Here is an 18,741-nt window from a genome sequence, read left to right as displayed (position 1 = left end):
GTTTTTCTTTAATTGCAATAATAAGGTGTATGTTATGAAAAAAATCAGAATTGGTTGTGGTGCCGGTTATGGTGGTGATCGTATTGAACCAGCAGTTGAGCTGGCTGAAAAAGGGGATATTCAGTATTTGGTGTTTGAATGTCTAGCAGAGCGGACGATTGCGATTGGCCAACGGCAGAAAAAACACAATCCGGAAGCAGGCTTTAATGAATTGTTGGCTGCACGTATGCGGGCAGTATTACCGGCCTGTCTGGAAAAGGGTATCAAAATTGTTACCAATATGGGTTCAGCCAATCCGCGTGCGGCTGCTAAGGTAACTGCTGATATTGCTCGTTCACTTGGTGCTAAGAATCTGAAAATTGCCATTATCGAGGGCGATGATGTTTATGAACAGGTAATGCAACAGGATTTGCCACTGGATGAGCTGCAAAAACCGGTTTCGCAATGTGGTAAGAAAATTGTTTCTGCCAATGCTTATATTGGTGCGGAGCCTATGGTTCAGGCTCTGGATAATGGAGCTGACATTGTGATTGCCGGCCGTGTTTCTGACCCATCTTTGTTCCTGTCAATCATGATGCATGAGTTCAAATGGGGTGCAGAGGACTGGGTTCATCTGGGTAAGGGTACTATCCTCGGGCATTTGCTTGAATGTGCCGGCCAGATTACGGGTGGTTATTTTGCTGATCCGGGCTATCGTGATGTGCCTGATCTGGCACGTTTGGGCTTTCCGATTGCTGAAATCAGTGCCGATGGTGATGCGGTGATTACTAAGGTTGAAGGTTCTGGCGGTATGGTGACGCCTGATACCTGCAAGCAACAGATGTTATATGAAATTCATCGCCCGGATGAATATAAAACACCAGATGTGATTGCTGATTTCTCTAATATTACTTTCACTCAGGAAGGTAAAGACCGTGTTGCGGTTACAGGTGGTACTGGCCGAGCCCGTCCTGAAACACTGAAAGTATCTGTAGGCTATGAAGATGGCTTTATTGGTGAAGGGGAAATGAGCTATGCCGGTCCGGGCGCTGTGGAACGCGGCAAACTGGCTCTGGATATTGTTAAAGAACGCTTTGCCATTTCGAGTGTTACACCACAGGAAGTGCGCTATGACCTGATTGGGGTTAATTCTTTGCATGGTGCCACTTTATCCTGCAACAGTCAGCCTTATGAAGTGCGTGTCCGTGTTGCTGGCCGTTTTGCTACTAAAGCTGAAGCTGCAGTTGTCGGTAATGAGGTGGAAACCTTGTATACCAATGGGCCGGCTGGTGGCGGCGGCGCTATGAAATCTGTTAAGGAAATTGTAGCGATGGACTCAACTTATATTTCCCGCGATCTGGTTAAAACCAATATTGACTATCTGGAGGTTTGATAATGAAGTTACGTGAAATTGCACATTCCCGTACTGGTGATAAGGGTAATACCTCAAATATTTCGGTAATTGCTTATCGGCCTGAAGACTATGAGCGTCTCAGAACGGCAGTCACGGCAGAAAAAGTAAAAGCATTTTTTGCGGATATTGTGACCAGTGATGTGGTTCGTTACGAGTTGCCAAATATCGGTGCGCTGAATTTTGTGATGTATGGTGCTTTGGGTGGTGGAGTAACCCGTACACTGGCTCATGATATGCATGGCAAGGGATTGAGCGCAGCGATTCTGGATATGGACATTGAGTAATTGCTGAACTGCCGACAGTGCTTTTCCGGCACTGCCGGTAGGCAAGGCGATGTGCCATGATGTGTTCGTTGACTGGATAGGTGGTTACTTATTCTGTTCGGTTTTTTTGTTTATCTCAGGTTAGAAGAGTATGAAAACGAAACAGCTCAGTTTGGCAGATGTGAAAAATCATCTGTGGGATGGCATGACTGTTATGTTTGGCGGTTTTATGGGAGTCGGTACTCCTGCCAGACTGGTACAGGCAATTCTGGATGCAGGGGTTAAGGATTTAACGATTATTGGCAATGATACTGCGTTTGTAGAAACCGGTGTTGGCCCATTGATTACGCATAATCGAGTTAAAAAGGTTATCACTTCACATATTGGTACTAATCCGGAAACCGGTAAGAAAATGATTGCTGGCGAGATTGAGGTGGAATTGGTACCGCAGGGAACACTGGCGGAGCGGATTCGTGCGGCTGGTGCCGGTTTGGGCGGGGTGCTAACGCCAACCGGGCTGGGTACGGTTGTTGAGGAGGGTAAACAGAAAATTGTTGTAGACGGGCGGGAGTTTTTGCTTGAGTTGCCGTTGCACGCTGATCTGGCCATTGTAGAGGCAAAAACGGCAGATAAGCTGGGTAATCTGGTGTATGAACTGTCGGCGCAGAATTTTAATCCGCTGGTGGCATTGGCTGCGAAAACAGTGATTGTCGAAGCCAATAATGTGGTTGAAGTGGGTGAGATTACGCCAGATGCAGCCGTTACACCAGCAGCACTGGTTGATTATATTATTTATCCGGAATAGGGGAAGAATCACCATGAATGCAAAAGAATTAATCGCCCGCAGAATTGCGATGGAATTTAATGATGGGGATGTGGTGAATCTGGGCATTGGTTTGCCCACTCAGGTGGCCAATTATGTGCCAGAAGATATTCATATTACTCTACAGTCTGAAAATGGTTTTCTGGGACTAGCGGCGCTCAATCCGGATGTGGCCAATCCTAATCTGGTGAATGCCGGCGGGCAGCCGTGCGGGATTGCTGCCGGTGGCTGTACTTTTGATAGTGCGTTTTCATTTGCACTGATCCGTGGTGGTCATATTGATGCGTGTGTGCTGGGCGGTTTGGAAGTTGATCAGGAAGCCAATCTGGCAAACTGGATGGTACCCGGTAAAATGGTGCCGGGTATGGGTGGTGCAATGGATCTGGTAACTGGTTCACGTCGGGTAATTATCGGTATGGAGCACTGTACTAAACATGGTGAATCCAAAATCCTGAAGCAATGTACGCTGCCGCTGACGGCAAAAAACAAGGTTAATCTGATTGTCACTGAACTGGCGGTGTTTGCTTTTGTAGATGGGCAACTGGTTTTGCAGGAACATGCACCGGGTGTTGATCTGGATACGATTAGGGCTAAAACGCAGGCTGAGTTTGTGGTAGCTGAAGATTTCTGTGAAATGGCAATCAGTCAGCGTGGTTTGTAAACCAGAAAACAGTCAGGTTGAGGAGTGGATATGGAAAGTGCAGTTATTGTCAGTGCGGCGCGTACGCCGGTAGGCAGTTTTAATGGTTCATTAGCCAGTGTGGGTACCGTAGACTTGGGCAAGCTAGTGATTGCAGAAGCAATCAACCGTGCCGGTGTTGAGGGTGCGCTAGTTGATGAAGTGATGATGGGCAATGTGTTGCAGGCAGGTCTGGGACAGAATCCAGCACGGCAGGCAGCGCTGGCGGCAGGACTGGCTGATACAGTGCCAGCTTATACAGTCAATAAGGTATGTGGTTCTGGATTGAAAACGGTGGCACTGGCAGCGCAGGCCATTGCTGCCAGAGATGCTGAAGTTGTGGTGGCTGGTGGCATGGAAAATATGAGCCGAGCACCGTATCTGCTTGATAGCCGTGCACGCTGGGGCTATCGCATGGGCAATCAACAGGTTATTGATACTATGGTACATGATGGGCTGACTTGTGCTACCAATCATTATCATATGGGGATTACGGCGGAAAATATTGCGCAGAAATACCAGATTAGCCGTCAGGAGCAGGATGAACTAGCTTTGCGTTCGCAGCAACTGGCCGCACAGGCAGTGGCTGCTGGTGTGTTTGATGCCGAAATTGTGCCGGTGACGATTAAGTCGCGCAAAGGTGATGTTGTGTTTGCGCGCGATGAGTATCCGCGTGCTGAGGCAACTGCTGAGGCGCTGGCTAAATTAAAGCCGGCTTTCAGTACCGATGGTACGGTTACTGCGGGTAATTCTTCCGGTATTAATGATGGGGCGGCCGCTGTGGTGGTCATGTCTGAAAGCAAAGCCAAAGAACTAGGGTTGCAACCTTTGGCACGTATTCGCAGCTATGCCAGTGCTGGTGTGAGCCCGGCACTGATGGGGCTGGGGCCGGTACCGGCTACGCAGAAAGCATTACAGAAAGCTGGCCTGACTTTGGCGGATATTGATCTGATTGAAGCAAATGAAGCTTTTGCTGCCCAGTTCCTCGGGGTAGGCCGTGAGCTGCACTTTGATATGGATAAAACCAATGTTCATGGCGGAGCGATTGCCATCGGCCATCCGATTGGTGCCAGTGGCACGCGCATTCTGGTGAGTCTGCTGTATGGTATGCAGGCCAGAGATGCGCAGCTTGGTTTGGCTACGCTGTGTATCGGCGGTGGTCAGGGCATTGCTATGATTGTTGAACGGATGTAATGCTGTAGATTCAATGTGATACTATATTAATAGCAGACCATATAACAAAAGTGTTATATGGTCTGTTTTTGCGTCTGGACGGGCATCAGCTAACTATTTACCAGTTGGAAAATTTGGTTGGTAAGGGTTATTTTTTGTTGGCTATCATTTGTGGGATATTAGCTTCACTCATGTTATGAGTTTAATTGGTTAAGGTATATTTAGTTTTATTATCTATATAGTTACAGGTTACAATCCAGTTGGAGGGGTTGTTCAAAAATCTATGCTGCTATGAAATATTGATTGTTGTTTTTGAGGAGATAACACAAATGAAATTTCTAGTACTTACTACAGCGTTAGTTATTTTGTTTTTTACAAGTCAGTTTTCGGAAGCCAGATCAAATACACAGACAGATGATGCTATCAAGCAAAAAATAATTGATGCATCAATACAGCAGTATCCTAGTGTTTGCGCTTGTCCCTACAATACTGCCAGAAATGGTAGTTCTTGTGGAAAAAGAAGCGCATGGAGTAGACCGGGTGGATATTCGCCTATTTGCTATAAAAATGAAGTAACTCCTGAAATGATTGATGCATGGAAAAAATCAAATCAATAATTATGTGTGGTAGGAATCAGTCTGTATCAGATTTTGTGGAAATAGTTTTTCTATAAATAATCTGACGCGACTATCGAAATTAATCATAAATCCATTCATAGCCTATCTCTAGCTATGAATGGATATTGTCTGTTATTGCGAAGTATCTATGTGTATGGTATTTAAAAATACTTTTTTGCCTTCTCAGATGAGTGGTAGTGTTTAATCAGCTATTTGTTCTCAAAGTAAATTTCGCCATATGTAAGCTGCTCATTAACAGGCCGGTACTTTATTTGCCGCAGGTAAGACTGTGACAGGCACTCAGTGACAGGTTATTCAGTTCTGGTCAAGTTTAACCTTACCGCAAAGACAGTAATCGGTTTGTGTGGACATAAATTATCTTCCTATGGCTGAAAAGCCCGTAACATACCTCTGCTGACTGTTTTTTATATCAGCCGCTGTTTATATTCAGATTGCGGCGATATACAGGGCGATGATACACACAACGCCGAATCCCCAGATGCAGGAGCGGGCAAAGGATTTGTCGTTGATATAGCAGTAAAAATAACCTAAACGGCTGAGGATAAACAGGACGCTCCAGAAATTGATGGTGAACTGGGCAGCATTTTCGGTGGCATGAGCTATGATGACGGCGGCAGCAAAAGGGGCAAATATTTCGTAACTATTTTGCTGGGCAGCGTTAGCTCGTGCGGCTTTGCCTTCAGCTTTCGCCAGAAATTCACGTGGCTGATGATTGTCGTTGGAGCCAAAGCCACCGCTTTTTTTAGCATAAGAGGCGGCAATCCACGGTAGGAACATAGCAATTAAAATACACCAGTAAGCAAGAGTCATAATATTTTCCTTGTTTGTGTATGCAGTTGTGCTGCAATGAGATGAGTTATACAGGTGAGGGAACAGAAGCTGCAATGCTTTTATCCTGAATCTGACTTTACCCTATGGGTAAATTATAAGATAATTCAAGGTTTTTCAAGTATTTTGTAGCTTATAATTATTTTATTATTTTATGCGCTGATGATGTGGCTATCTGGATGGTATGGAGCTGTATGACGATTTTATCGGCGTGTTTTGTTTCGGGATTTTGATTATGTTGTTTAAAAAGTTGGCTGATCAGGATGTGTCTGGTAAGACTGTCGTGATTCGGGTGGACATGAATGTACCTATTAAAGATGGTGTCATTGTTGATGATACGCGCATTCGTGCTTCGTTGGCCTCTATTCGTTATTGTTTACAGCAGGGCGCAGCGGTGGTGGTGCTGACGCATCTGGGGCGGCCGAAAGCAGGCGCGCCCAAACCGGAAGACAGTGTGGTGCCAGTTGCTCAGCGTCTGGGCGAATTGCTGGGGCAGAGTGTTCGGGTGGTGGAAGACTGGCGTGAGCATAAACCGCAGTTGCAAGCGGCTGAGGTGGTGATGCTGCCTAATGTGCGTCTGAATGTCGGCGAAAAGGAAAATGACCATGCTCTGGCTGCTGCTTATGCAGCACTGGGTGATGTGTATGTTAATGATGCTTTTGGTACGGCACATCGTGCAGAAGCTTCCACTGCTGCTGTGGCTGCTGTGGCTCCGTTGGCCTGTGCTGGTATGCTGTTAACGGCTGAGCTGGAAGCGTTGAGCCATGCTGTACAGAATCCGCAGGCACCTGTAGTGGCGATTGTGGGAGGAAGTAAGGTTTCTACTAAGCTGACTATTTTGGAGAGTCTGGCCGATAAGGTTGATTATTTGATTGTTGGTGGCGGAATTGCCAATACATTTTTGTTGGCGCAGGGGGTGTCGGTTGGGCAGTCTCTGGCTGAGGCTGATCTGGTTGAAAATGCACGACAAATTATGGCTAAGATGGCAGCTAAGGGTGGTGATATTCCTTTGCCAACTGATGTTGTGGTGGCTAAACGTTTTGCTGCAGATGAGCCTGCTGAAATCAAGAATGTGGCGGATGTGGCTACAGATGACATGATTCTGGATATTGGACCTCAATCGGCACAGAGACTGGCACAGATGATGAAGGCGGCAAAAACTATTGTATGGAATGGACCTGTGGGGGTATTTGAATTTGCGTCATTTGCACAAGGTACTGAGGTGTTGGCTGAGGCGATTGCTCAGAGTGAGGCGTATTCGATTGCAGGTGGCGGGGATACGCTGGCAGCCATTTCTCAGTTTGGTGTTACTGATGATATCAGTTATATCAGTACGGGTGGCGGGGCATTTCTGGAATTCCTTGAAGGTAAGACTTTGCCGGCTGTAGCGGCATTAACTGCTCGTGCCTGATTGCTGATAAGAATCTGCTGGCATTGGTGGTGTCATTTGTTCTGGCGAAATCGTTGTTATGCGGCGATTTCGCTTTTTTCATGCCTGTTAGTTTGGTTTGTACGAGATGGCAGGTTGTAGCGTACGCTTTGTGGTGGAGGGGGGGTAATATTGGTGGTTAATGATGCTATGGGGAGGCAGCTTTGTATTTAGGTTATGTCTATCTGGCTTGGCTGCTCTTGCTGATTGTGGTGTGGTTCTCTTAAGGCAGATTGGCAGTTATGTATCTATAAATCGACAGGTGTATAACTGGAATTGTTTATGTGTTGTTGGATAATAAGTAGATCAGGCTAACTGGATGAAATTGGTGTTGTTAGTAGATGCTGTTTTACTTTTTAAATGACTGGAGTTAATGATGTTGTTTACTAATTTATTTCATTTACATTCCTGTTTTTACATTGCTTTATGGAATACTGATGGGTAAGGGTGTAATGTGTTAATGACTTAAATGATAAGGAGTTGTGCTATGAAAACTATTGTTCGTGTAGTATCGCTTGCTACTTTGGTTTCCATGAGTATGGGGACTTTTGCTGCTGTAACGGCAACAGCACAACCGACAGCGGTGATGACTGAAACGGTAGTGGTACAGGAACACACGCCGGTTAATGGTTTGGTAAACACTCACTCAATTCTGCCACAGTTGAATCTGAGTACTCAGCAGAAAGCGCTGGTGCAGAAAATTGATCATCAGTATGCCAGTCAGCGTCCGCTTATGAGCAATGAAAATCGCCAGACTCTGGCTAATCTGCATCAGGAGCGTAAAAATCTGGTGGTGGGTAAGCAGTTTGATGATGCTAAGGCTAAGAATATGATTGCGCAGGAACAGCATATCTGGGCACAGCAGCAACAGGCACGTGCTGATTATGATTTTTTACAGTTGAAACGTGAGCACGATATTTATCAGATTTTAACGCCCAAACAACAACAGCAGTATTGGCGTTTGCGTCAGCAGCAAAGGCTGATGCGTTAATTCTATTGCTGTAATTTTGATTTGAAATTTCTAACCCCGGCTTCCGGGGTTTTTGTTTGTAGGGAGACGGTGCTTGATCAGAAGTGTGCCTGTTGCCTATGCTTACAGCTACGGTATGAATGGTTAGTTTATTATTCCTATGCGAAGTTGATTTGGTGGAATTAAGGGTAGTTTTGTTTAGGATTTGGCATAGGTTTTGTTGAGACATGGTTGGTATGGATTGACATCGGTGTGTTGTTTGATTTTCTAGTCTGCATTGAATGTCTATTTGCTAAAGCAGTTGCTCTGATTTTAGTCTATATCAGTGTATTGCTCTGATTGCTGGTATTGAGGTGCTGATAGGTAACTACGCGTTACTGATTGATGGGATGGTGTGGTTTGTTAGGTGAAAATTAGTTTAAATAACTGTTTAAATTAGGTTGTATATGAAAATGAATTTATGTATTTGCTATGCTGAGGTGGTTAGCCACTGAGAGACGATATAAATAATCAGGCCGATAGAACCGCCTACCAGTGTGCCGTTGATGCGGATAAACTGTAAATCGCGACCAACACTCAGTTCGAGTTTGTCGACCATTTGTTTACTGTCCCAGCTTTTGATTTTTTCAGCGATAAACTGGCTGACGCGATTTTTATTTTGGCGGATGGTAAACCGTGCACACAGGGTAATGCGGGTATCCAATCGGCGCATAAATTGCGGATACTGGCTGGCCTGCTGCTGTATATGGGTGCACAGGCGCGTAAGTTGTTGCTGCCACCATGAGTTGCTCTGGCTGGTGTCATATTCGCTCCAGCCAACAAAACTATCCCATAAATCCATGATGCTTTGCTGCAATGCGGTTGATTGTAGCATTTGCTCACGCCCGTCTGCGAGCCGCTGGTGCCAGTGTGGGTTGCGACGTAATTGGCGTTCGGTGACCAGAAGCTGTTTGCGACAGGAGCGCCAGAATGTATGTTGTGGATTGGCCAGTACAGCATCTATGTATGAGTCTGCCCAGTTGAGTGCTTTGCTGGCTACCCAGTCGTCAATTTGGGCAGTAAGGGTAGTTTTTAGTGATGCTTTGAGCTTATCCCATGTGTTGGGGTCGTTTTTTTCGATTTTACCCACCCACGACAGCAGGCTTTTTTCAAGCTGGGCACGTGTCTGTTCGTTTTGCAGCCATTGGCGCACTTGCAGTAACAGGGTGCGTAACAGTAGTGTGTCGATACCCTGTTTCTGGGCTAATACTAGGATATTGGCCAGTGTTCTGCCCAGACGGGCGCCGCTGTACTGGTGGTTGAGGAGTTGGTTGCAGAATCTGGCGACATCGCTGGCGGTGGCTGTATGCAATAACAATGGAATCTGGCGGGTGATGACAGGCAGCCATTGTTGCTGATTGTGTGGTTCAATCAGCCATTGCAGTGCTTTACTGGCCGGATGTATACGGTAGATGCGGCTGGCAATGGCTTTATCCTGCAAAAAATTATTTTCGATAAATCGTCCGAATTCATCAGCGATTTTTTCCTGCTTCTGAGGCAGAATAGCGGTATGAGGAATAGGCAGACCGAGAGGATGACGAAACAAGGCAGTGACTGCGAACCAGTCGGCCAGTGCACCTACCATGGCTGCTTCGGTAAATGCTTTAAGATAAGCTATTGCCGGATATTGTTTTTGCAACAGACAGCTTAAAACAAATAAAACACAGGCAATGATCAGCATGCTGGTAGCCAGTAGTCGCATACGCCGCAGACGCTGGCTTTGTATAAGGCTGGTGACGGTGGCTGTGTTCATCATATTATTTTGTTTCGGCTATATGGAAAAAATTTCTGTACATAAGCTTACTGGTTAATTGGTCTGATTGCTGTTATGGTTTGCTGAGTTTTACTCAAATAAAGGAATGTATCAATATTAATAAGGGGTGTAGCCGGTAGTTAAATATTAACTATCTCTAGTTGTGTTTGATTTTATTATCATTTTTTACGAAGATACTTATGTAATGCAATGCGTAATTATATTTTTAGGCATAATTTTCGGTACGCAAGTCTAATTTTAGCAATATGATGGATGAGGATATTAATCTTTTCATTTATTGGTATATGATGCTGTAGCTTTTATGAATGCTTTTACCATCAGTATGATGAGCACACCAATATAGTTTAAAATAATATATAGTGAATAGTTAACAATGAATATGAGTCCAAATTTTTCTCCGTCTGTTGGCTGGCAGAAACTGCCTATTAGTGGAAATAAAACAGTGATTGCCAGTAAATAATAAGCTGAACTGAAAGTTAAGTAATTAATTAAGCCGGACGATGTGATATTTTTTTGTGTAAATCTGTCTTTGATAGCGAGAGCAAACGCCAGTAATATATATCTCCAATAAAGTACAAAGCATAGTAACATGACTATGGACAGTAATATGTCAATTAGGTTATCTGTAAAATAAGGAATCATTAATCCTTTATTAATTAAGCTGTTACTGCAAGTCAGCACAAATAGATAAACTGCTGCTATGCTGAGCAATTTTTTAATGTTTAACTTACTAGTGCTGGTTTCTGTTATAGGTAATGGGGTACAGGAATTAAAATTAGGATTGAAGGTAGCTCTGTTGCGTTTAGGTATTAAAGCTTGGCAGATAAGTTTAAATATTAAAATTATAATAGCACCAATGCTATTAACACAGGCATAAGCAAGAACAGGTAAGCTGTTAAAGATAAAGAAAAAGGGATGTGCTGTTTTTCCTAAATGATAAGATAAAATAGAAATCAGCAAATAACTGATTGAATAACACGATAAGGTTATAGTTGATGGTGGCTTACATGGATTATGTGTGCCGCTTGTGTATGATAAAGCAATTTGTTTTATTATTTTCCCGAATGCCCATATTAATAAAAAGCAGCATGTGTATAAGCAGCCATCAATCAACAATGCTCCAATAAAGATTATTAAGCCATTCTCTAAAGTAGGATACCAGAAAGGTGGAGGTAGTATTTTCCAGAACAGGTGAAAAATAGTTAAACAAATTACTGAAGTTTTTAGAGAATTTTTTGTGTTAAAAAATTCAGTAATTTGCTTTCTAATACTCAATTTATTCGATCCTTACTGAGCAACTTCAATTTAATGGTACTCTGATCCGGCACTTTTCATTATTTGTCTTCTTATGAAGGCTGGCTAAAATATCTCAGGCACTCGGGAAGGTGTTAAACTGGTTGCTGTGGTTTGCGGCGTTTATGCTGCCACCATTTGAATCCGTAACCGGCAATTAGCGGAATCAGTGCGTAAATAATAAGGGCTGTCCAGCTGCCATACCAGTGTACAAGTGTGGAGGTGCTGTTATCATTGTTAAGGATGATTTCAGTGGAAGAATAGTAAATTGCACGCCACCAGCACATAACCAGAAGGCCAAGAAAAACCGGCCAAATATTGCTTGTGCGCCCGCGCTGCCATAACAGGAAAAATACCAGAGCCCATATTAGTGTCAGAGTAGTGACTAATAAACCCGTATCAGTGGGCAGTTGCAGATAGCGGCAGATGATAAAGGTGATAGCGACCCAGATGCCGGCAAGTACGGCCATGATAAATTCTTCGGGTTTGTTTAGCATGCTGTTGCTTCCTTAGCGAAAATACGGCAATGGCTGTCAATATACCGCAGCTATTATGTTTTGTCATGTTCTACCAGCCATGGCATCAGGCTGTCGGTTTTTATATCCCATTGCCAGATACCATGCTGGTTGTGTGGATTAAGGCCGCGCAGAAAAAGATAACGTACGCTGATATAGTCCGGCAGTTGCTGCCGGCTGTACAAAAAGCGTGCGCAGGCAATGCTGTAAATCAGTGCCTGAAGGTAGTAGTGATGTTTGGCAATGGCTATGTCCATGTTTTCTGGTGCATAGTCGGCCAGACGATTACCCAGATGGTTGGATTTGTAATCAATCACATATACTTGTCCGTGAATGTCTTCGCCCAGAAGGTCGATGGCACCGTTGATAAAGCCGTTAACGGTGGCAAAATCCAGCTCCTGTGCAGCCTGAATGCAGCACTCAGGCAATCCGGGTGCACAGGCAAACCATTGTTGTAAATCTGCGATATTGAAGTCGGCAATATGCAACATGAAGTTCATTTCTGCTACTCGTTGCTTTACGGGCAGGCTGGCGATGGTGGTGCGTGCGGACAGTGAACATTGACGCACGGCATCGGTAAGTGTCTGCATGGTGGTGCTGTGCTGGCAGTCAAAGCCGTAACGCGTCAGACAATCTTGTATATGTTCCTGTTCGGCTGCGCTGGCTGGCTGGCTGAATTCGGTCTGCTCCAGTATGGCATGCAGACACAGGCCGGCGTTGATACCGCGTTCAAAGGCCAGTAGGGCTGTTTCGGCTTCAGTGCTGGTATCCAATGGTTGTACTTGTACTTCGGCCTGATCCAGTGCCGGTGCCAGTTTTTCTTCTTCGAGGCTGTGTTCGTGATGGCGGTAATCATGCCTGCTCAGGCTGGTAAAGCTGGTATACCGTATGGTATGAAATGGGCGTGTAGTGAGGGTTAAGGCATGATAGGGCTGGTTGGGGGTGCTCTGGGGATGGACGCTGGAGGGCGCCACGCTGCCTTCGCACCAGTGAAATAGTGCCGGGCTGCTATTAGCCAGACAGGTTTGCCATGCTGCGCGCAGGGTACTGGGCAGGTGTTTTTTATGGGTTTGCTGCCAGTATATCTGTGATTCTTCCAGTGTATTGTCTGGCTGGCCGTCCAACAGCCATGCCATCGGATTGGTGGCGGTGCTGTTACAGGCGGCCGTATATAAAATCAGTTGTTCGCGCGCACGAGTAAAGGCTACATAATATAGACGCAGGCTCTCGGCCATGCTTTCGCGTGCCAGTTCTTCGCGGTCGCTATCGCTCAGCAGGTCATTGGCAATCAGTTCGACATTATCTTTTTGATGCAGCAGTTGCCAGTGTTCCTGATTTCTGACAGCTTGTCTGCCATCCCATGCGAATGGACAGAATACGACTGGATATTCCAGTCCTTTGGACGCGTGCATGGTTACAATTTTTACCAGTGCTTCGTCACTTTCCAGTCGCAGCAGGTAGTTTTCATTGGCCGGACGTTCATTGCTGATGGCACTGGCCAGCCAGCCCAGCAGGGCGTTGGCAGTAGGCAGGGTCTGCTCTGCGTCGGCCAGTAGTTCGGCCAGTTGCCACAGGTTGGTCAGGCTGCGTTCATTGCGCTGGCTGAGCAGTCTGGTTTCCATGCCGGTCTGGCTGGCAAACCATTGCATGGCTGTATAAATGCCATACTGGTACCATTGTTCACGTGTTTGCAGTGCCAGCTGAATCCATTTGCTCAGGGTATTTTCATTCTGATTCAGTTCGGCCAGTTGTGCCGCAGTCCAGCCAAACAGTACGCCACCGAGGATAAAGCGCAGGGTCTCGGTGCGCTGTGGTTGCAGCCAGAAGCGTAATAGTGCCATTACGGCCTGTGCTTCGGTACTGGCAAAAACTGACTGGTTGCCAAGGGAGACGCTGATGATGCCACAACGTTTCAGGGCACTGGCAATCATGCTGCCTTCATTGTGTGAGTGCACCAGTACGGCAATATCACCGGCCTGTAATGACCGATTACCCAGTTGCAGCTCGCCGCGTTTGCCCTGATTAATCATGTCCGCAATTTCATAAGCGCAACATTCGGCCGCGCGTATCCGTAGGCTATCCTTGTTGGGGATAATTTCTTCGCCTTTGTCGTTAACCTCAATCTGTTCAGGCAGCCAGCGCACTACCACTGCAGGCACGACTATGTTGTTCTGGCTGGTATGCAGATGGTTGTCTGTTTCTTGTGCCTGTACTGGTGGATAATCGATGCCTTTGAGAATGAATGGCAGCTGTTTGCCACTGAATAAATGACCAATTGCCTGTACCAGCGCCTGATGGCTGCGGTAATTGGTGGTGAGGGTATAACGTTGTTCAGCTGGCGTATCGGCGGCGGCACGCAGATAGGCGTGAATATCGGCACCTCGAAAGCGATAAATAGCTTGTTTCGGGTCGCCTACCATGATGAGAGGCCGGTTCTGTGTGGCAAAAGCGGTTTTGAAAATCCGGTATTGCAGCGGGTCGGTGTCCTGACATTCATCCACCAGCGCGATCTGCCAGGTTTGTGCCAGCGCAGCGGCCAGCGTTTCAGCCATCGGGTTATCCGCAGACAATGCCATGCCTACATCAGCGAGTAAATCGTCATAACTGCGTTGGTGACTGTTACGCCGGTGTTCTTGCAGACACTGGCGCACATAGTTAAAGCAGTCTAGCTGTAATTGCAATACGATGCTGTTATCCGCTGCCTGCATGGCACTAACCGCGGTGGCCAGTTCCGCCAGTGTGGCAACTTTAGCTACCAGCTCATCATTGAGAATTTGATTTTTTTTGGTTTTTTCGTATAGCTGGGCTGCGGCCAGTTTGGCACATCTTTCCAATGTGGTTGCTGAAAAGACCTGGTAGCTGGCCGAGTTGTCCATTGCCTGTTGCAGGTCGCAGAAAAGCTGCTGATAGCTTTTTTGGACGTAAGATTTACCATTGAGCTGCGGATATAACTGCCAGAATGCATCCTGAATGCTGCTGAAATGGGTGCAGACTGTTTGCCATGCTTGCTGCCAGCTGGCATTAATGGTTGCCATGTCTACGGCAGGAGGCTGGCGTAACTGTAAATCAGCCACGCCGCAATGTCGCCCCATTTCCTGCATGAGTCGGGCGGGAGTAAGTTTATTAGCTACAGCCAGTGTAGCCATGCGGCTGTTATTGCTTACCTGCCGACGCCAGAAATCTTCAGCAAAGCGGCACAACAGTTCTGGATCGGTATCTATGGTTTCAGTATCAAACGGTGTCTGGCACAAAAAGGCATAATCAGTGAGTACGCGTTGGCAGAATCCATGAATGGTGTAGACAGCAGCACGGTCAAACTGGGTAATCGCGGCCTGTAGGCGCAGGATTAGGTTGGTATCGTCATCCTGAGTGCGTGCAGTGTCAATCAGTTGTTGCAGCACTGGATCGTTCTGTTGCGGTGGCAGATTATTTTGCAACAAGGCTAGTGCTTGATTTAGGCGGGTACGCAGGCGGGTTTTTAGCTCTGCTGTAGCCGCCTTGGTAAAGGTTACGACCAGAATGGCATCAACTGGCAGGCGTTCCAGCAATACCAGTCGCGCAAACAGGGCGGCGATGTTGAAGGTTTTGCCAGTGCCGGCAGATGCTTCAATCAGGCTCGTGCCGTGTAAAGGCATGGTAATCGGATTTAAGGCTTGGTTCATTGTTCTTTATCAGCAGTTTCCAGTGTCACCATCAGTGGCAGCAGTAATTCTTCAATCAGTTGCCAGAACAGAGGCGTGTCAATTGGCAGCTCTTCGTCGCGGCCAAATACCTGAGCCACTTCAGGATAATCGGCCTGCGGTTTACTGTTGTGGCTGTCTATGTAGACTTTAAAGGCTGCGCTGCGTTCTTCAGCACCATGTTCGGGCGCGCTGTTTTTCTTTTGTCGGCGTTTATACCAAGAGCGTGCTGCGCTGAGGCTGGTTTTCGGAAAAAATGGTAGTGGCCGGCTTTGCCCCAGTTGGTAATATTCTAACCATAAAGCCAGCTGAGCCTGTGCGTCCATCTGGTTCAGTGCAGCCAGTTTACGTGGTTTGGCCGGATAAAGCTCATATGTATCCTGTACACATTCAGCTTCGGCTGCACAAAAGAGTAAATGGCGCAGGTATAACTCAATATTATCCGGTGCTGTGGGTGCTCGACTGCGTTCAAGCAGCTGACCGCACTGGTGTAAATGGTTGATGTTACCACTTAGCTGTAATTGCTGATGATTAAAGGCAAAAGTAATATCAGCCACAGCTGGACTAAACAATATATCGCTATCCAGCGCCAGTGTTTGCGTGCGTAAAGTCTGACTGACAATCACGCCCAGCTCACCTTCCGGTATTAGCCCGCTGACGGCCAGTGCGGCATCAACATCGGTAAAATCCAGATGCTGCTGGCGTGCACGGGTGTAGGCAGTATAGATTAGGGCACTGTTTTCAATGGCAAATGGTTCTGCCGCGCTAACCGCTGGCTCCTGATACGGTGCCTGCCATTGTAATCGTTGCTGGAGCCAATGGCGTACCGGATTGCGCCAGAAACGGATGAAAGATTCAATGTCAACTTCGTGAGTATTTTCTTCTGGTTCAATAGTTATAGCGTGGAAAGATGTAGGCTGGACGATATCCTGATTCAGGGCGTCGGCATAATCGCAGCGACAGCTGGATAAATCCCCATTGAAATAGCGATACGAAAACGGCTGTAAGGGATGCTGGATGATGTGCTGCTGATTAAACTCCAGCGGATTGCAGCCGGTCATGGCCGCCAGTACATCGGTAAGTTCATATAGCAGAGCGGAGGGTGCCAGCTCTTCATTTTTGCGGATATCTTTACCAACATAAGACAGATACAGTTTTTCACGTGCGCTCAGAATGGATTCCAGAAACAGATAATGGTCGTCATTGCGGCGGGCACGGTCGCCACGGCGCGGATGCTGGGCAATTAAATCGAAAGCGGCCGCTTTGGTGGTGCGCGGAAATTCGCCATCATTCAGCCCAAGCAGGCAGATACAGCGAAAGGGTAGGCTGCGCATTGGTACCATGCTGCAAAAAGTAATGCCACCACGGAGAAATCCAGCCTGCCGAGTGCTGGATAGATGATTCTGTAAATGCTCAATGGCAATAACCGGTTCAATAGGCAGCTCAAACTGTGCCAGTGCTGCCTGTGCCTGCCAGTCGGCCAAACTGGTCTCCAGTTGCTGCATCGCATTGCCTGCGAGAGAGTTTTCATCAGCCAAATCTCGCAGTAACTGCCGGGTACGCATAATCCATTCTGTAATGGTGGCTGCGCTCTGCCAGCGCGTATGATGTTCAATCAGGCAATCAATTAATTGTTGCGCACGTGCCAGAATTTCGGTCTGACCAATATCGCCGAACCACGGAAGCTGTTGCTGCCATAGTGCAGTGTGTTTATTGTCTGGCAGTAGCCAGCCCAATACTGTGCGTTCACGCGCCTGTTGCCAGGTAAAATGTTTGTCCTGACCGCCATATTCATGGCGCATGTCTGCATCCACGCCCCAGCGCACCCCTTGTTCACGCCAGACACGGTTAATCAGTTCCACGTCGCTGTCGTTTAAATTGAAGCGTGCACGCAGGGTGGATTCATCTAGCAGAGGTTGTACCGTTTCGATATCAAAGCGGCTCTGCATCAGTTGCAGCAGTTTTTCCAGCAATTGCAATAAAGGTTCTTGCAGGCTGATTTTAACGTCGGCTATGTTGTAAGGCAGGGCAGGTGTGTTGCCCTGATTTTGCCCAAATACGGCATGAATAAATGGCAGATATGGCTCAATATGCGGTGTGAGTACCGCAATATCCTGCGGTTGCCAGTGCGGATGTGCCGCCAGATCCTGAAGCAGTTGTTCTTTCAGAATTTGCAGCTCACGCAGACGCGAATGTGCAGCAACGATCTGAATGGAGCCGTCATAGGCCTGCTGTTGGTAGGGTGGTTCAGTCTGTTTCGGATGTTGCAGACACTGAATATCGTTTTGTAGCCGATGCAGTAAACTGTCGGCTATTTCACCGCATTCATTGTAAACTGGTGGCATATATACAACTTCACCCAAATCATTGAGTGCATCAAAAAAATCCCGTCCCTGTTTACCTAGACTGGCCAATAAAGGATGGCCGACTACACTCTGATCAGTTTCCTGATTATGTAGCAGTATATCGGCAGAAAGCACATTGCCCCAGTATTCAGCACATGGATTAACTGCAAACACATGTACATCAGTATGCTGTGCCATTACCTGAAATGCTTGTAGATAAACTGGTGCCAATGTAGCAATTCCGAATACAAAAATGCGTTCCGGCAGGTGTTCTGCATCAAGCTGCGCCAGAAATTCATGCATCAGGCCGGCGCGATGAGCTGAATCTGTTTCATTACTCAGCCAGTGCCATAATTCTGCTTGCCAGCCTTCATCTTCACCTAAGTGTGCAGATTTACCCGCCTGCCAATTATTTATCCAATCATTGCGATAGATTAAATATTGGTCAAACATATCAGCAATTTTTCCGGCTAAATGGTAAGGTGCTTGTATACTGCTATCAAGATAGGATTGCAGTGCTTTGGCAGTCTGGCATAATTGAGGGTGCTGTAATGTCGCACTGCGAAATAGAGATAGTAGGCGCCAGCGTAGTACTTCCGACTGAAACGGATTAAGCTTTGGCGTCTCTGGCATTACTTGGTGGGTTAATTGCCAAATGTAACCAGCGGGCAGGCTAAAATTCAGATTGGCAGCAATGCCATGCTCCTGTGCCAGATAATGGTTCAGATAGCGTCGCATGCCCTGACTCTGTACCACGATTTCAGTGGCAGTCCATGCAGATTGCGGTGAAGTATGCAGATATACGCTGGCAAATAAAGCAGCTAAATCATCTAATTGATTGGATTGATAAATATACAGCATAACAGCCCCACCACTGATTAAGGCTGTTATTATAGCCG

At 46.6% G+C, this 18,741-nt stretch carries 14 protein-coding genes; 8 read left to right on the top strand and 6 right to left on the bottom strand.

Going from position 1 to position 18,741, the window contains the following annotated elements:
* Nucleotides 1-34: 34 nt before the first annotated feature.
* The 6 genes from MJ761_RS02015 to MJ761_RS01990 all read left to right on the top strand — a co-directional run bounded on the left by MJ761_RS02015 (nucleotide 35) and on the right by MJ761_RS01990 (nucleotide 4,948).
* Nucleotides 35-1,372 carry an acyclic terpene utilization AtuA family protein gene (locus MJ761_RS02015; protein ID WP_093093313.1) on the top strand — a complete coding sequence of 446 codons (1,338 nt, stop codon included), beginning with the start codon at nucleotides 35-37 and terminating at the stop codon, nucleotides 1,370-1,372.
* Between the two features lie 2 nt (nucleotides 1,373-1,374).
* The gene (locus MJ761_RS02010; protein WP_093093311.1) at nucleotides 1,375-1,677 is read left to right on the top strand and encodes an AtuA-related protein; all 303 of its coding nucleotides are present in this window, start codon (nucleotides 1,375-1,377) and stop codon (nucleotides 1,675-1,677) included.
* Nucleotides 1,678-1,807: 130 nt separating this feature from the next.
* Nucleotides 1,808-2,461 carry an acetate CoA-transferase subunit alpha gene (gene atoD / locus MJ761_RS02005; protein ID WP_093093309.1) on the top strand — a complete coding sequence of 218 codons (654 nt, stop codon included), beginning with the start codon at nucleotides 1,808-1,810 and terminating at the stop codon, nucleotides 2,459-2,461.
* Between the two features lie 13 nt (nucleotides 2,462-2,474).
* Complete coding sequence (locus tag MJ761_RS02000; protein ID WP_093093307.1) at nucleotides 2,475-3,140, top strand: 3-oxoacid CoA-transferase subunit B; 666 nt, start codon at nucleotides 2,475-2,477, stop codon at nucleotides 3,138-3,140.
* A 30-nt stretch (nucleotides 3,141-3,170) separates the two neighbouring features.
* Nucleotides 3,171-4,352: an acetyl-CoA C-acetyltransferase gene (locus MJ761_RS01995; protein WP_093093305.1), complete on the top strand. Its 1,182-nt coding sequence runs from the start codon at nucleotides 3,171-3,173 to the stop codon at nucleotides 4,350-4,352.
* A 308-nt stretch (nucleotides 4,353-4,660) separates the two neighbouring features.
* Complete coding sequence (locus MJ761_RS01990; protein WP_093093303.1) at nucleotides 4,661-4,948, top strand: hypothetical protein; 288 nt, start codon at nucleotides 4,661-4,663, stop codon at nucleotides 4,946-4,948.
* A gap of 447 nt (nucleotides 4,949-5,395) precedes the next feature.
* Here the strand turns inward: MJ761_RS01990 and MJ761_RS01985 are convergent, their stop codons facing one another.
* Nucleotides 5,396-5,779: an MAPEG family protein gene (locus MJ761_RS01985; RefSeq protein WP_093093301.1), complete on the bottom strand. Its 384-nt coding sequence runs from the start codon at nucleotides 5,777-5,779 to the stop codon at nucleotides 5,396-5,398.
* Nucleotides 5,780-6,032: 253 nt separating this feature from the next.
* Here MJ761_RS01985 and MJ761_RS01980 point away from each other — a divergent pair, with 253 nt between their 5' ends.
* Together MJ761_RS01980 and MJ761_RS01975 are read left to right on the top strand one after the other, a co-directional pair.
* Entirely contained in the window at nucleotides 6,033-7,208 is a 1,176-nt protein-coding gene (locus MJ761_RS01980; protein WP_093093332.1) for a phosphoglycerate kinase, read from the top strand.
* A gap of 505 nt (nucleotides 7,209-7,713) precedes the next feature.
* Nucleotides 7,714-8,217 carry a Spy/CpxP family protein refolding chaperone gene (locus tag MJ761_RS01975; protein WP_176715101.1) on the top strand — a complete coding sequence of 168 codons (504 nt, stop codon included), beginning with the start codon at nucleotides 7,714-7,716 and terminating at the stop codon, nucleotides 8,215-8,217.
* 448 nt (nucleotides 8,218-8,665) lie between these two features.
* On the opposite strand, the gene MJ761_RS01970 is transcribed toward MJ761_RS01975, so the two are convergent.
* The 5 genes from MJ761_RS01970 to recC all read right to left on the bottom strand — a co-directional run bounded on the left by MJ761_RS01970 (nucleotide 8,666) and on the right by recC (nucleotide 18,703).
* Nucleotides 8,666-9,991 carry a DUF445 domain-containing protein gene (locus tag MJ761_RS01970; protein ID WP_093093297.1) on the bottom strand — a complete coding sequence of 442 codons (1,326 nt, stop codon included), beginning with the start codon at nucleotides 9,989-9,991 and terminating at the stop codon, nucleotides 8,666-8,668.
* 288 nt (nucleotides 9,992-10,279) lie between these two features.
* A complete protein-coding gene (locus tag MJ761_RS01965; RefSeq protein ID WP_141683447.1) occupies nucleotides 10,280-11,284 on the bottom strand; it encodes a hypothetical protein in 1,005 nt (334 codons plus the stop codon).
* Between the two features lie 113 nt (nucleotides 11,285-11,397).
* Nucleotides 11,398-11,799, bottom strand: coding sequence for a hypothetical protein (locus tag MJ761_RS01960; RefSeq protein ID WP_037404685.1), 402 nt, complete (start codon nucleotides 11,797-11,799; stop codon nucleotides 11,398-11,400).
* Between the two features lie 53 nt (nucleotides 11,800-11,852).
* Nucleotides 11,853-15,479, bottom strand: a complete 3,627-nt coding sequence (gene recB / locus MJ761_RS01955; protein WP_093093293.1) for an exodeoxyribonuclease V subunit beta — start codon at nucleotides 15,477-15,479, stop codon at nucleotides 11,853-11,855.
* Entirely contained in the window at nucleotides 15,476-18,703 is a 3,228-nt protein-coding gene (gene recC / locus MJ761_RS01950; protein ID WP_093093291.1) for an exodeoxyribonuclease V subunit gamma, read from the bottom strand. Before recC ends, recB begins: the two co-directional genes overlap by 4 nt.
* Nucleotides 18,704-18,741 lie beyond the last annotated feature (38 nt).

The organism is Snodgrassella communis (assembly GCF_914768045.1).
GTDB lineage: Bacteria > Pseudomonadota > Gammaproteobacteria > Burkholderiales > Neisseriaceae > Snodgrassella > Snodgrassella communis.
Note: the sequence above shows the minus strand (reverse complement) of the source record. Positions and strands in the feature narration are given on the sequence as shown.

What these genes read in the sequence shown, in the direction of transcription:
- atoD (WP_093093309.1), top strand. Translation starts at nt 1,808, where the DNA reads ATGAAAACGAAACAGCTCAGTTTGGCAGATGTGAAAAATCATCTGTGG.
- MJ761_RS01985 (WP_093093301.1), bottom strand. Translation starts at nt 5,779, where the DNA reads ATGACTCTTGCTTACTGGTGTATTTTAATTGCTATGTTCCTACCGTGG.
- MJ761_RS02010 (WP_093093311.1), top strand. Translation starts at nt 1,375, where the DNA reads ATGAAGTTACGTGAAATTGCACATTCCCGTACTGGTGATAAGGGTAAT.
- MJ761_RS01975 (WP_176715101.1), top strand. Translation starts at nt 7,714, where the DNA reads ATGAAAACTATTGTTCGTGTAGTATCGCTTGCTACTTTGGTTTCCATG.
- MJ761_RS02015 (WP_093093313.1), top strand. Translation starts at nt 35, where the DNA reads ATGAAAAAAATCAGAATTGGTTGTGGTGCCGGTTATGGTGGTGATCGT.
- recB (WP_093093293.1), bottom strand. Translation starts at nt 15,479, where the DNA reads ATGAACCAAGCCTTAAATCCGATTACCATGCCTTTACACGGCACGAGC.
- MJ761_RS01960 (WP_037404685.1), bottom strand. Translation starts at nt 11,799, where the DNA reads ATGCTAAACAAACCCGAAGAATTTATCATGGCCGTACTTGCCGGCATC.
- MJ761_RS02000 (WP_093093307.1), top strand. Translation starts at nt 2,475, where the DNA reads ATGAATGCAAAAGAATTAATCGCCCGCAGAATTGCGATGGAATTTAAT.
- MJ761_RS01970 (WP_093093297.1), bottom strand. Translation starts at nt 9,991, where the DNA reads ATGATGAACACAGCCACCGTCACCAGCCTTATACAAAGCCAGCGTCTG.
- recC (WP_093093291.1), bottom strand. Translation starts at nt 18,703, where the DNA reads ATGCTGTATATTTATCAATCCAATCAATTAGATGATTTAGCTGCTTTA.
- MJ761_RS01980 (WP_093093332.1), top strand. Translation starts at nt 6,033, where the DNA reads ATGTTGTTTAAAAAGTTGGCTGATCAGGATGTGTCTGGTAAGACTGTC.
- MJ761_RS01995 (WP_093093305.1), top strand. Translation starts at nt 3,171, where the DNA reads ATGGAAAGTGCAGTTATTGTCAGTGCGGCGCGTACGCCGGTAGGCAGT.
- MJ761_RS01990 (WP_093093303.1), top strand. Translation starts at nt 4,661, where the DNA reads ATGAAATTTCTAGTACTTACTACAGCGTTAGTTATTTTGTTTTTTACA.